Genomic DNA, 13,803 nt, shown 5'->3' with positions numbered 1-13,803 from the left:
TATTTCAACATGATCCGAGCGAGAAAACCCATCCTGTGCGTGGCCGGCGCCGCGCTGATGCTGACGGCTGCCTGCGAAGGCCCGACAAACCTGCAAGGCACGGGAGCTGCACCGAACCGCACACAGCAGGGCGCATTGATCGGGGGTCTTGCCGGTGCGCTGACCGGGGCCGCAGCCAGCGACAAGAAGGGCAAGGGCGCCCTCATCGGCGGCGCCATCGGCGCGATCGGTGGCGCGGCCATCGGCAACGCGCTGGACAAGCAGGAAGCCGAGCTGCGCCGCGATCTGAACAACGACCGTGTGCAGATCACCAATACCGGCGACCGCCTGATCGTGACATTGCCGCAGGACATCCTCTTTGCGGTCGACAGCGCACAGGTCAACGGCGCGCTGCGCGGCGATCTCTTTACCGTTGCCGAGAGCTTGCGCAACTATCCGGGCAGCACCGTGCAGGTAATCGGACACACCGACAATACCGGCGCGGCCGCCTACAACCAGTCGCTTTCCGAGCGGCGCGCCAATGCTGTCTCGGCCGTGCTGCGCGAGGGCGGCGTCGGGGCGGCCCGCATCAACGCCTTCGGCCGGGGAGAGGATCAGCCCATCGCGTCGAACCTGACCGCCGAGGGCAAGGCCCAGAACCGCCGGGTCGAAATCGTCATCCTGCCGAACCCGCGATAAGATAGCCCCGCGAGGCGCCCGATGCGGCGCCTCGCGCACCCGCTTTCTTGACCATTCCCGTCCTTCGCTATACCCGATCTGTCAACGCAGATCATGCAAAGGACGCCACACATGAGCACCCCTTCCCTTCTTATCCTCGCCGGTGACGGCATCGGCCCCGAAGTCATGGCCGAAGTCACCAAGATCATCGACTGGTATGGCAAGAAGAGGGACATGCCCTTCGACATCAGCGAGGATCTGGTCGGCGGCTGCGCCTATGACAAGCACGGCACCCCCCTGCACGATGACACGATGGCCAAGGCCCAGGAGGTGGACGCCGTGCTGCTGGGCGCCGTGGGCGGGCCGAAGTACGACGATCTGGATTTCAGTGTGAAGCCCGAGCGCGGCCTTCTGCGCCTGCGCAAGGAAATGGACCTTTTTGCCAACCTGCGCCCCGCGCAATGCTTTGACGCGCTGGCCGATTTTTCGTCGCTCAAGCGCGATATCGTCGCGGGCCTCGACATCATGATCGTGCGCGAGTTGACCAGCGGTATCTACTTCGGCGAGCCACGCGGCATCTTTACCGAAGGCAACGAGCGTGTTGGCATCAATACCCAGCGCTATACCGAGAGCGAGATTGACCGCGTCGCGCGCGCCGCCTTCGAATTGGCCCGCCGCCGCAGCAACAAGGTCTGCTCGATGGAGAAGGCCAACGTGATGGAGAGCGGCATCCTCTGGCGCGAGATCGTGACCAAGGTCCACGCCGAAAGCTACGCCGATGTCGAGCTGAGCCATATGTATGCCGACGCAGGCGCGATGCAGCTCTGCCGCTATCCCAAGCAGTTCGATGTGATCGTGACCGACAACCTCTTTGGCGACCTTCTGTCCGATGCCGCCGCGATGCTGACCGGCAGCCTCGGCATGCTGCCCTCGGCCAGTCTTGGCGCGCCGATGGCCAATGGCCGGCCCAAGGCGCTCTATGAGCCGGTGCACGGCTCGGCCCCCGATATCGCGGGTCAGGGCAAGGCCAATCCCATCGCCTGCATCCTCAGCTTTGCCATGGCGCTGCGGTATTCGTTCGACCAAGGCGCCGAGGCCGACCGGCTGGAGCGCGCGGTGGAGGCCGTGCTGGCCAATGGCGCGCGCACGCCCGATCTGATGGGCCCGGACGGCGGCACACCGCTGAGCACGGCCCAGATGGGAGATGCCATCGTCGAGGCGCTTGACGCCAGCCTTTGAGGCAGTGAAATTGAGGTTGAACGCGGCGCCGGACACACCCGGCGCCGCGCATTTGAGGGATTGCAAAGCGCGGCCCTCTCGTCTATCGCTCGCGCCACGGTCGGGCTGTAGCGCAGCCTGGTAGCGCACCTGCTTCGGGAGCAGGGGGTCGGAGGTTCGAATCCTCTCAGCCCGACCAGTTTTTCCAAAATCTCCGTATAACTCGGAACCCCGCGCAGCGCGCGCGGAGCGGTAGCCCACCGTCAATAACGTCGCAACGCGGGCGGCTCGGGGCAGGCGTTCAAACCACGAACATCAGATGCACCGCGAGCGCTGCCCGGCGCCGCTCTGGCCTCTTGCCTTTCGCCGCTGGCGTGACGACAGTCGGTCGCAAATACATGTCGGATTTTTGACCCGAATTTGTGACAAGGACCACCCGGATGCCGCCGAACAGCTATGTCTCAAGCCCCAGCCGGGATACGTATGATGTCGTCATCATTGGCGGGGCGATGATGGGTGCGGCGGCGGCGTGGTTCATATCGCATGATCCCGATTTCGACGGGCGCATTCTGGTGATCGACCGCGATCCCAGCTACGAAAAATGCTCGACCGGGCACACCAATTCATGCATCCGCCAGCAGTTCAGCAGCGCGCTCAATGTGCGCATCTCACAATTCGGCGCGGATTTCATACAAAACCTGCGCCAGCACATGGGCGACGACCCACGCGTGCCGCAACTGAAGATCCAGAATTACGGCTACATGTACCTGGCCGATACGGCTGCGGGCGCCGATGCCCTGCGTGCCGCCTGTGCGGTGCAGCTCGCAGAGGGTGCCGAGACGCGCCTGATGACGCCGCAGGAATTGGCAGCGGAATATCCCTTTTATGCCACGGCCGATCTGCACTTGGGCAGCATCAACCTCAAGGACGAAGGCTATTGGGATTACATGGCTGTCTTTGACTGGTGGCGCAGGCCGGCGCGCGAAAGGGGTGTCGAATTCCTTGCGGGCGAGGTCACCGCAATCGAGCGCGACGGCGCCTGCGTGACCGGTGTCACACTGGCCACTGGCATGCGCATCGGCTGCGGGCACCTGATCAATGCCAGCGGCCCGCGCGCCGCGCGCACGGCTGCTATGGCGGGCATCGACATCCCCGTCGAGCCGCGCAAGCGCTACACTTGGACCTTCTCTGCCGCGCAGCCGCTGTGCCGTGAACTGCCCCTGACGGTCGATCCCTCGGGCGTGCATATTCGGCAGGACGGGAAAGACACCTATATGGCGGGCGCGCACAGCCACATTGACCCGGCAGTCGATCCCGATGATTTCGACATGGATCAGGATATCTGGATGGAGCATGTCTGGCCCGCCATCGCCGCGCGCATCCCGCAATTCGAGAGCATCAAGGTCTTGCGCGAGTGGGCCGGGCATTACGCGATGAACACCTTCGATCACAACGCCATATGCGGCCCGCACCCCGAGGCGGTGAATTTCCTTTTCCTGAACGGATTTTCCGGCCACGGACTCCAGCAATCTCCGGCCATGGGGCGCGGCATCGCCGAATGGCTGGTGCATGGCCGGTATCGCACACTCGATCTGACCCCCTTTCATTACGAGCGTATCGCCGCAGGCCAGCCGCATGTGGAAAACGCCATCATCTGAAGGACGGCCAGAATGAAGATCGTGCGCACCGACGCAGAGTTGCAGACCCCCATCATCGACGCGGCTCTGCGCGGGGCGGGGCACGATCTGGTCACGCTGCCCGATGGCGTGGACGAAGGCAGCCTGATCGACGCCGTGGCGACGGCGGACCTTTTGCTGATGTGCTACACGCCCATCACCGCGCGCGTCATCGCCGCAGCACCCAAGCTGCGCGGCATCGTCAAATTTGGCGTCGGCATCGACGCCATCGACATTCCAGCCGCCAAGGCGCGCGGTATCACCGTGGTCAATATCCCCGAATATGCCGAGGAAACCGTGGCCGAGGGTGCCTTTACCCTGATGATCGCGCTGGCGAAAAAGCTGATCCCCCTCGACCGCCAGATGCACAGCAAAGGCTGGGCCTGGCCCGAGCCAGCCTGGATGGGCAGCGATATCGCGGGCAAGACCATCGGCCTCATCGGCTTTGGCAAGATCGGGCGCAGCATGGCCCACATGTGCGCCCATGGCTTTCGCGCCGATGTCGTCGCCTACAGCCCGCACACCCCCGCCGGTGAGATGGAGGCGCTGGGCATTCGCCGCGCCGACACGCTGCACAGCCTGTTGGCGCAAAGCGATGTGGTCAGCATCCACTGCGTCCTCAATGACAGCACGCACCACCTGATCGGCGAGGCCGAGTTGCGCGCGATGCAACCGCACGCGCATCTCATCAATGTCTCGCGCGGGGCGATCGTGGATGAGGCGGCGCTGGTGCGCGCCCTTGAAGAGGGGTGGATCGCGGGCGCCGGCCTCGATGTCTTCAGCGACGAGCCGCTGCGCCGAGAGGGCCATATGATCAGCCCACTCTACGAGATGGAGAACGTGATCCTCTCGCCGCATCTGACCTTCTATACGAAAGGCGCGATGGAGCGGCTGGAAACCGAGACACTCGAGCGCTGCGGCGAAATCCTAGCGGGCCGCCCGGTGCTGATCAAATCCACCGATCCGCGCCTTGCCGGACAACCCGGCGCGCGCTATCCCTGAGCGGCGATCAGCACGATCCCCAGCGCGACGATGCCCGCTGCGATCAGGCGCCGCGCGCGCGGGCCTTCGCCGAACCACAGAACGCCAATCATTGCAGCAAAGATGACAGACGTCTCGCGCAGGGCCGACACGAGGCCAAGGGGCGCAAGCGTCTTGGCAAAAAGGACCAGCCCATAGGCGCAGCCAGAGATGACGCCGCCCGTCAGACCCAGCCAGATGGTGCGGCGCGGCAGCGCCCTCAGCCGGTCCATGCGCGTCGGGAAAATATAAAACGCCACGCTCAGATTGCCGATAAAGACCCACGCGATATAGGCCACCGCATTTTCCGACGCGCGCACGCCCATTCCATCGACCAGCGAATAGCTGGCCACCATCAGGCCCACCCCCACTGCCGCAGCGAGCCCCGCCGCAGGCAGCGCGCCGCGCAGCACGGGTGCGGCCAGAACGGTGATGCCGGCACTGATGGCAAGTATCCCGCCCCAAGCGAGCGGAGGCAGCACCTCGCCCACCCAGATCTGCGCAGCAAGCGCGACCAGCAGCGGCGCAAGGCCGCGCGAAATCGGATAGATGAGGCTGAGATCACCAAGCCGGTAAGCGACGTTCAGCAGGTAGAAGTATCCCCAATGAATGACGATGGAAGCAATCAGCCAAGGCACCGCCGCCCATGACATGACCGGCGAGATCATCGCCAGCATAAGGCCAAAGCCCGCTTGCCCCACGCAGATCAGCCCCGAGGTCAGCGCACGATCCTGCGCGCCCTTCATCACGCCGTTCCACAGGGCATGCATGAGCGCTGCACACAGCACCATGAGCGAGACGGCAAGTGTCAGCGCGCGGCATCCTTGATGGCCGTCACGACGATCTCCAGCGCGCGGGTCAGATTGTCCCGTGGTATGGTCAGTGGCGGTGACAGGGTCAGAACGCAGCCTTGGGAAATCTTGAAGCTGAGCCCGGCTTCGAGGCAGGCGTAATAGATCCCCTCGGCCAGCGCCCGGCCCATTTCCTTGGTTTCGCGATCCTGCACGATCTCGACGCCGAACATCAGGCCGCGCCCGCGAATGTCCCCGACGATCGGGCACCCCTCCAGCCGATCGCGCAGCAGCGTCATCGCGTAATCGCCCAGCTCGGCAGAGCGCTCGACCAGGTTCTCGTCCTCGATGATCTCAAGCGTGGTCAGCGCGGCGCGGGCAGTCACGGGGTTCTTCTCGTGCGTGTAGTGTCCGATGGCGAAGTCGCCGCACACATCCAGATCGCGGCGTGCAACGCAGGCCGCGATCGGCAGGATCCCCCCGCCCAGCGCCTTGCCGAGGGTGACGATATCGGGGATCACGTCATCATGCTCAAAGGCGAACATGCGCCCCGTCTTGCCCAGCCCCGTCGGGATCTCATCCATGATCAGCAGCGCGCCATGCCGGTTGCACGCCTCGCGCACTGATCTCCAGAAACCGGGCGGCGGCACGAAGGGAACGGCGCGCATCGGTTCGGCGATGACGGCCGCCACATCGCCTTCGCGCTCCAGCACGTAGTCGACCATCTTGGCACAAGCAAGCCCGCAGACATCCGGCCCGGCATGGTTGTAGGGACAGCGATAGCAGGCAAAGGGCGCAACATGCTCGGCGCCGGGAATGAGGGGCCCGGCGATATGGCTGCGAAACGTCGCCTCGCCGCCCACACTGGCCGACCCCATGCCCGCGCCATGAAACGCATCCCAAAAGCTGACCGTCTTGAAGCGGCCCGTCGCCGCCCGCGCGATCTTCAGCGCGACCTCGTTGGCGTCGGACCCGCCGGTGGTGAACAACGTCTTCCCCAGATCGCCCGGCGCAATCTCGGCCAGCTTTTCGGCCAACTCGGTCGCTGGCTCATTGGTAAATCGGCGCGGCGCGAAGGGCAGATCATCCATCTGCTTGGCAATCGCCGCCTTGAGGCGCGGATGCCCGTAGCCGATGTGATGCAAAGAGTTGCCATGAAAATCCATGAAGCGGCGACCGTCCAGATCCTCGATCCAGATGCCTTCGGCCTTGGCAATCGTCGCCACGCAAGGGCTGCTGAGGCTCTGATGCAAGAACGCATCCGAGTCGCGCTGCAAGAGCGGGGCCGACTTCGGCCCGATGGATTTGCTCAGCCAGGCCTGCCGCGCGTCCGACGTATTGGACTCGCCTTCAGTATGATACATGCCCACGCCTTTCATTGTTCCAAAAATACTCACGCCGAAGGCGTGGATTTTTCAGTTGAAAAATCCTCCGATCACCCCGGCCAGGGCAGGGAATAGGTCTTCACGTTGGTAAAGAACTTCATGGCCTCGATGACGCCTTCCTTGACGCCGTTCCCGCTGTCCTTGATCCCGCCAAAGGGCGACATCTCGATCCGGTAGCCCGGCTGCTCCCAGATGTTGCAGGTGCCGACGTTCAGCCCGTTGATATAGGCAATCGCACGGGTCAGGTCATTGGTGCAGACGCCCGAGCTGAGGCCAAAGGGCGTGGCGTTCGAGATCCGCATGACCTCGGCGTCATCGTCTGGCACACGCACGATCGGGATGATCGGTCCAAAGGTTTCATCCATCACCAGCTCGCTGTCATGCGGGACATGATCGACGACGATGGGCGGCAACAACGCGCCGCGCCTCTCGGGGTGGTAGAGGATTTTCGCGCCCTGCTTGCCCGCCTCGATCACGCGGCTTTCGAACATCTCGGCCGCGCGCGCGTGGATCACGCAGCCCAGCTCGGTCTGCGGGTCTTGCGGGTCGCCGAACTTGATCTTCTTGGCCTTTTCCAGAACCAGCGGGACAAAGCGGTCGGCCACGCTTTGCTGCACCAGAATACGCTTGATCGCGGTGCAGCGCTGGCCCGAATTGCCAGTGGCACCCGCCACGGCAATGGTCGCGGCCTTGTCCAGATCGGCATCGGACAAATCGTTGCAGACAATCAGAGGATCGTTCCCGCCCAATTCCAGCGCCTGCCGCTTGTAGCCGGCCTTGGAGGCGATCATCTTGCCCACCGGCACGCCGCCGGTGAAGGTGATGATGTCGATATGCTCGTTCACGATCATCTCGTCACCGATATCGCCGGGCAGGCCCGTGACGAGCTGGAACATCTCGGGCGGCAGGCCTGCCTCATAGAGGATATCGGCCAGCGCGATGGCGGTCAGCGGCGTCAGCTCGGTCGGCTTGCAGACCATGCAATTGTTGGTGGCGATCGACGGCGCGATCTTGTGGCTGACCATGTTCAGCGGATGGTTGAAGGGGGTTATGGCCGAAATGGCGCGCACGGGCTCGCGCATCGTGTAGATCTTGCGCGCCTTTCCGTTGTGGGTGAGGTCGCAGGAAAACACCTCGCCATCGTCCATCAATGCCTGCGCTGCGGCGAACTGGTAGACATCTTGCGCACGCTTCGTCTCGTAAATGGCGTGCTGGTGGCAAATCCCCAGTTCGAGCGTCAGCCATTTCGCCAGATACGCCCGTCGCTCGCCGATCAACTCGCCAGCCCGCTTGAGAATTTCACTGCGCTCATAGCGGGTCAGCTTGGGCGTGTACTCCGCCGCGATTTGAAAGGCGCGGCGCGCGTGGGCGGCGGTGCCGGCAGGCACCGTGCCGACGACTTCATCAGTATAGGGATAGCGCACCTCGATGACGTCATCGGCAAAAACCACCTCGCCGCCAATACGCATCCCCTCGTGGCGCTGCTCGGCCTTGTCCATCACATCGCCGCCGCTGTCGTCGCCACAAAGAACGCATCAAAATTGCGCAGCTCAGGGGCGGCGGCAAGCTCGATCTTGCGGTTGACGATAAAGGGCACCTCCTGCTCGGTCAGGCCGCCGTGGCTGCGCAGCGGCTCGTTCAGGGCAGCCAGATCGTGGCGATGCTCGGAAGTGCCAATGGTCATGTTCTCGGTCGAGATCATCACGATATCCCCGATCCGGTCGGCGGGCAGATCATAGCGCGCGACGGCATCCTCGCGGCCGATGACCTCCAAGAGCTCGTCATGCTTTTGCAGGCGCGCGATGATATCGGCACGGTCAGCGCCCTCAGGCAGATAAGCGGTGGCAAAACCGCCGAGCGCGCCGTGGTGGACCACATAGGGGTCGGTGATGGGCAGAATGACCCGCGCAGCGCCCTCGCCCAGCCATTCGTCCATCAGGTCCTGCACATAGATGACCTGCGGCTCGCCATTGGCGTCATGCTTGGGCTTCATGCCGTGATCGGCGGTAACGACGATGGCCGCGCCCATATCATCAAGCTGGCCCAGATACCTGTCGAACATCTCATAGAACGCCTTGGCCTCGGCATCATCGGGGGCATATTTGTGCTGCACCCAGTCGGTGGTCGTCAGATACATCACATCCGGCTTCCACTCGGCCAGCAGCTTGACGCCCGCGGCAAAGACAAACTCCGACAGCTCGGCGGAATAGACCTCGGGGCGCTCCATCCCCAGCCATTCGGCGGCATTGTCCTGACCATGTTCGGCCTTGGTCGAGGTGTCGGACTTCTCGGCCGAAAAGCAAAGCGCGCGATCCTCGTCAAACTTGAGGCCAGCCCCCAGAAGGGCGCGCAGCTTGTCCTTGGCGGTGACGACCGCGACGCGCGCGCCAGCCTCGTAGAATTTGCCGAAGAGCGTCGGCGCGCGCAAAAAGCGCACGTCGTTCATCATCACCTCTTCGCCGGTTTCGGGGTCATAGAGGAAATTTCCGCAAATCCCGTGCACGCTGGGCGGGCGGCCAGTAGCGATGGAAAGGTTGTTGGGATTGGTGAAGGACGGAATCACCGAATGGGCCAGCCGGTCGGTGCCCGTCTCCTTCATCCGCGCCAGATTCGGCATAAGGCCGTCGGCGATGGCTTTCTCCAGGTATTCCGGCTCGCAGCCATCGAGGCAAATGGCGATGGCGCAGACTTTGGGGGCGGGATAGCTGCGGTCGTTGGCGGTGACGGATTGGGTGATGGGCATGTGTGTTCCTTGACTTCAGGCGGCCAGCTTGGCGCGTTCTTCCAGCGCGATGGCCGGCGGGCGGGCATCGGTGACGCCCATTTCCTTGAGCGATGCAGCGGCGGCCTCGACCACCTTGCGCATCACGTGTTCATCCATCTGCCCGATGCAGCCGACGCGAAAACTGTCCACGACGGTCAGCTTGCCGGGGTAAATGATGAAACCCTTGTTCTTCATCAGCGCATAAAAGCGGTCAAAGACGAAATTATCATCCGCAGGGCAAAAGAATGTGACGATGATCGGCGATAGCCAGCGGTCCTTGAGCAGCGTCTCGAACCCCAGCTCGCGCATCCCCGCCACCATCACGTCGCGGTTGCGTGCATAGCGGGCGCCGCGGGCGGCCACACCGCCCTCGGCCTCATGCGCGCGCAGCGCAACGAGGAAGGCGGCCACGACATGGGTGGGGGGTGTAAATCGCCACTGCCCGGTCTTTTCCATATTGGCCCATTGCGCATGGACATCGAGGCTAAGCGAATGGGACCGGCCCTTGGCCGCCTCAAGCTCGGTCTTGCGCGCGATCACGAAACCAAAGCCCGGCACGCCCTCAATGCATTTATTGGCCGAGGACACCAGAGCTTCATAGCGGATCTCGCTCGGCTGCAGCTCGATGGCACCAAAGGCCGACATCGAATCGATCAACAGCTTGCGCCCCGCCGCATAAGTCGCCTTCGCGATCTCCTCGACCGGGTTCAGGATGCCGCTCGATGTCTCGCAATGGATAGCGACGACATGGGTGATACCGGGATCATCGCTGAGGATCTGCGCCACTTCTTCGCCGCGTGGGGGCAGGTAGTCGCCCTTGTCCAGCAGAACGAAATCGCGGCCCAGATACTCCAGCGTCTGGGCCGACCGCTTGCCATAGGCGCCATTGGCCAGCACGAGCGCCTTGCCGTCGCGCGGGATGAAGGATGCCAGCATCGCCTCGACGGCGAATGTCCCGCTGCCTTGTATGGGCACGCAGTCAAACGCCTCTGCGCCCTGCCCCAGCATGGCCAGCAAACGCGTGCGCAGCTCGCCCGTCATGGCGCGAAAGTCGTCATCCCAGCTGCCCCAATCACGCAGCATCGCCTCCTTGACCGCGCGCGACGTGGTCAGCGGGCCGGGTGTGAGCAAGTAGGGCTCGCCCAGATGGGGTGGGTCAAGGGGGGCGGTCATGATGCAAGGCTCCGGTTTGGCGATGTCACCTCCACGATTGCCGGATGGCCGTCCATATGTAAAATTGCAATAATCAATTAATGCATAGGTTTGGCCTATGCCATGCCAAGGAACTCAGCATATGCGTCACAGCCAACTGCGCGCCTTTCACTATGTCGCCGCCCACGGCGGGTTTTCCCGTGCCGCCGAGGCGCTGTTTCTGACGCAGCCCGCCGTGTCCGAGCAAGTGCGCAAGCTGGAGCAGGCCCATGACGTCCTGCTCTTTCACCGCGAGCGCAAGCGTGTGCGCCTGACCGAGACCGGCGAGCATCTGTTCCTGCTGACCAAGCAGCTTTTCGAAGTCGAGCAGCGCATCGCCGATTACATGAGCGAAACGCGCGCCGCCGTTGAGGGCGAGCTGCGCATCGTGGCCGATAGCGCCCATCACGTGATGGACCTGCTGGGCCAGTTTCGCAGGCGCTATCCGGGCGTCACCGTCTCCCTGCGCGGCGGCAACACCGAGGATATCCTTGCAGAACTGCGCAGCTACAACGCCGAGATCGGCGTGATCGGCGATGCGCCCTCGGGCTCTGACATCGAGATGCTGGACCTCGGCGAGACGGCGATCATCGCCTTCGCCGCGCGCGGTCTTCTGGCCGACCCGGACGCAGGGCTGACGCTGGCCGAGGCGGCGGCGTATCCGTTGATCCTGCGCGAGGCCGGATCGAAAACACGCGCCAGCCTCGAAGAAGAGGCCGCGCGGCAGGGTGTGACCATCACCCCCGCCATCGTGGCCGAGGGCCGCGAGGCCGTGCGCGAAATGGTCGCCTCGGGCGCGGGTATCGGCTTTGTCTCGCTGGCGGAATTCGGGCATGACACGCGCCTTGTCCAGATCCCGTTGAACGGCGCGGATATCCGCATGCGCGAGACGATCGTGCACCTCAGCCAGCGCCGCGAAGTGCGCGTGATCCGCGCCTTCATGGAGTTCGCGCGGCCGGGACGCGCCGCGCCCCGAAGCGTCACGCCTCGCGCCTGAGGCACCAGCTTGTGGCGTAGAGCGCGCCCCTCTCGATCGGCGGCTGCGCTGCACCCATCGTTGTGATGCCGAGCCTTGGCAGACCGCTTTAGCGCGTGCGCCAAGCCTGCGTGCGTCCAAGGATGCCGCGCGATGCGATCAGGTGAATGATCCGCGCCGCCGCATTGGTGTAGAAGATCATCATCCCCATCGCCGCCGCCGGTGCGATATCGCCTGCGTCATCCATGTTCAGCACCGCAATCGACGCCAGCGCCGTATCGGTCGAATAAAGGAACACCACCGCCGAAACCGTCGTCATCGCATTGACGAAAAGATAGATCGAAATGTCGAGGATCGCGGGCAGGCATACAGGCACGGTCACGCGCGCAAACAGCTTCATCGTCGGCTGCTTGAGCGAGGCCGACACCGCCTCGAATTCGCCGTCCATCTGCTTGAGCGCGGTGACGGCGGTGAGATGCGAGACGGTGTAGAAGTGCGTCACGGTCGAAACGACAAGGATCGCCATCGTGCCGTAGATCACGTTCATCGGGTTTTCGGGATTGTTGAAGAAAAAGATATAGGCAAGGCCCAACACCATCCCCGGAATGGCCATGGGCAGCATGGCAAAGCCCTGGAAGATCGCGCGCCCCGTCTTGAACCCTTTGGATTTCTCGACGAGGTAGGCCCCGAAAAAGATGACCGCCGTGCCGATCACAGCCGTCAGCAGCCCCAGCTTGATCGAGTTGTAATACGCCTCCCAGCCGCCGCCATCCATGCGATTGAAATCATAATTCTTGAGGCTGAGACTGAGGTCATAGGGCCAGAACTTGACCAGCGCCGCGAACTGGCAGACCGCGAGAATGCCGACGATGAAAACGCCGACAAGGCTGCAATAGATGAAAAAAAGCTTGTCCATCCGGGCGTCCGGCTTGGGCTGAAACGGGACGGACCGGGCCGAGAGCGAGGACATCTGCCGCGCCTGCACAAGGCGGTCGATGGCAAAGGCAAAGATCGCCGGGATGACAAGGACGACCGATACGACCGCACCCATCTCGAAATTCTGCTGGCCGATGACCTGCTTATAGATATCGACGGCCAGCACGTTGAACTGTCCGCCGATTACCTTGGGCAGGCCGAAATCCGTGATGACAAGGTTGAAGACAACGAAAGCCGCCGAAATAAGACCATAGCGCGCCCCCGGAATCGTGACGGTCCAGAAGGTGCGCCAAGGCGAGGCGCGCAGCGATGTGGCCGCCTCATAGAGGCGCGCATCCGAGATCGCCAGCGCGGTCGAAATGATGATGAAGGCATGCGGAAAGGTGAAAAAGACCGATCCGATGATGATCCCGATGGGGCCATAGATCGTCGCGCCAAAAAGAAGCTCCTTGAGCATGCCCTGATTGCCGAAAAGATAGACCAGCGCGATCCCCGGCAAGAGCGACGGCACAAGGATCGGCATCATCGCAATCAGACGGAATACGCCCTTGAACCGCATGCAGGATCGGTTGAGCGCATAGGCAAACCAGAAGGCAAGGCCGACCGTGATGACCGTGCTGACGGCGGCGATCCAGAACGAGTTCTTGATCGAATTCGAGAGTGCAGGCGTCGAGAAGTAATCGACAAAATTGCCGATACCGCGCGACTGCTCGGGGCGCAGGGCCACGCGGCGGAACGTGTTGCTGTCCAGTTGCTGCCAATCCGACCCGGTAAAGAGCGTGGAGCCGACCAGATAACGCCCCGTCTCCGAGGTTGAGCGGATCCGGTATTCCACCGGGCTGCGAAAGCTGAAATCCGGGAACAACTCGGTCACACTGAGGCGACCATCGGAATTGGTATCCAGATCATCGGGCGTGTAGGCGCCGATCTGCTCGTTCAGCTCTGCAGCGTTCAGAACGGTGCCGTCGAATGTGCCCGCCTCATCGCTGACCTGAAATTCATATGCCGACAGATCGAAACGATACGTCGACAGCGATTTCGAGAACATCACGAAAAGCGGCATCACCAGCGTAAAGAGAAGATAGAGCGCGATCACGATCATGCCGCCACGCATCAGGATATCGTCGCGGCTTAGCTTGCCTCGGATCGCGGGCCCGGCGGGCATCTGGGCGCGGGTCGTGGCCATGGC

Annotated in this window: 11 protein-coding genes and 1 tRNA gene; 6 read left to right on the top strand and 6 right to left on the bottom strand. The window is 63.1% G+C overall.

The features are described 5' to 3' along the window. The first annotated feature begins 9 nt into the window (after positions 1 to 9). The 5 genes from V8352_RS12270 (at position 10) to V8352_RS12250 (ending at position 4,553) form a co-directional block, all read left to right on the top strand. A complete protein-coding gene (locus V8352_RS12270) occupies positions 10 to 678 on the top strand; it encodes an OmpA family protein (RefSeq protein ID WP_336424585.1) in 669 nt (222 codons plus the stop codon). Between the two features lie 111 nt (positions 679 to 789). Further along, the gene (leuB, locus tag V8352_RS12265) at positions 790 to 1,896 is read left to right on the top strand and encodes a 3-isopropylmalate dehydrogenase (protein ID WP_336424584.1); all 1,107 of its coding nucleotides are present in this window, start codon (positions 790 to 792) and stop codon (positions 1,894 to 1,896) included. A gap of 101 nt (positions 1,897 to 1,997) precedes the next feature. After that, positions 1,998 to 2,074, top strand: a tRNA-Pro gene (locus tag V8352_RS12260). Between the two features lie 241 nt (positions 2,075 to 2,315). Further along, a complete protein-coding gene (locus V8352_RS12255) occupies positions 2,316 to 3,533 on the top strand; it encodes an NAD(P)/FAD-dependent oxidoreductase (RefSeq protein ID WP_336424583.1) in 1,218 nt (405 codons plus the stop codon). A gap of 12 nt (positions 3,534 to 3,545) precedes the next feature. Further along, positions 3,546 to 4,553: a 2-hydroxyacid dehydrogenase gene (locus tag V8352_RS12250; protein ID WP_336424582.1), complete on the top strand. Its 1,008-nt coding sequence runs from the start codon at positions 3,546 to 3,548 to the stop codon at positions 4,551 to 4,553. Here the strand turns inward: V8352_RS12250 and V8352_RS12245 are convergent. The 5 genes from V8352_RS12245 to V8352_RS12225 all read right to left on the bottom strand — a co-directional run bounded on the left by V8352_RS12245 (position 4,544) and on the right by V8352_RS12225 (position 10,684). After that, positions 4,544 to 5,341, bottom strand: a complete 798-nt coding sequence (locus V8352_RS12245; RefSeq protein WP_336424581.1) for a DMT family transporter — start codon at positions 5,339 to 5,341, stop codon at positions 4,544 to 4,546. The genes V8352_RS12250 and V8352_RS12245 overlap by 10 nt on opposite strands. Before the next feature lie 38 nt (positions 5,342 to 5,379). After that, positions 5,380 to 6,726 (bottom strand): (R)-1-hydroxy-2-aminoethylphosphonate ammonia-lyase, encoded by a 1,347-nt coding sequence (gene pbfA, locus V8352_RS12240; protein ID WP_336424580.1) that lies wholly within the window; start codon positions 6,724 to 6,726, stop codon positions 5,380 to 5,382. A 71-nt stretch (positions 6,727 to 6,797) separates the two neighbouring features. Beyond that, positions 6,798 to 8,246, bottom strand: a complete 1,449-nt coding sequence (gene phnY, locus V8352_RS12235) for a phosphonoacetaldehyde dehydrogenase (RefSeq protein WP_336424579.1) — start codon at positions 8,244 to 8,246, stop codon at positions 6,798 to 6,800. Then, positions 8,246 to 9,490: a phosphonoacetate hydrolase gene (gene phnA / locus V8352_RS12230; protein WP_336424578.1), complete on the bottom strand. Its 1,245-nt coding sequence runs from the start codon at positions 9,488 to 9,490 to the stop codon at positions 8,246 to 8,248. The genes phnY and phnA overlap by 1 nt, the downstream gene beginning before the upstream one ends. 15 nt (positions 9,491 to 9,505) lie before the next feature. After that, positions 9,506 to 10,684 (bottom strand): 2-aminoethylphosphonate--pyruvate transaminase, encoded by a 1,179-nt coding sequence (locus V8352_RS12225; protein WP_336424577.1) that lies wholly within the window; start codon positions 10,682 to 10,684, stop codon positions 9,506 to 9,508. Between the two features lie 121 nt (positions 10,685 to 10,805). On the opposite strand from V8352_RS12225, the gene V8352_RS12220 reads away from it, so the two are divergent. Further along, a complete protein-coding gene (locus tag V8352_RS12220) occupies positions 10,806 to 11,699 on the top strand; it encodes a LysR substrate-binding domain-containing protein (protein ID WP_336424576.1) in 894 nt (297 codons plus the stop codon). A gap of 88 nt (positions 11,700 to 11,787) precedes the next feature. On the opposite strand, the gene V8352_RS12215 is transcribed toward V8352_RS12220, so the two are convergent. Further along, positions 11,788 to 13,800: a putative 2-aminoethylphosphonate ABC transporter permease subunit gene (locus V8352_RS12215; RefSeq protein WP_336424575.1), complete on the bottom strand. Its 2,013-nt coding sequence runs from the start codon at positions 13,798 to 13,800 to the stop codon at positions 11,788 to 11,790. Between the last annotated feature and the right edge of the window lie 3 nt (positions 13,801 to 13,803).

It is taken from the genome of Roseovarius sp. D0-M9 (genome assembly GCF_037083805.1).
In the GTDB taxonomy this organism is placed as follows: domain Bacteria; phylum Pseudomonadota; class Alphaproteobacteria; order Rhodobacterales; family Rhodobacteraceae; genus Roseovarius.
Note: the sequence above shows the minus strand (reverse complement) of the source record. Positions and strands in the feature narration are given on the sequence as shown.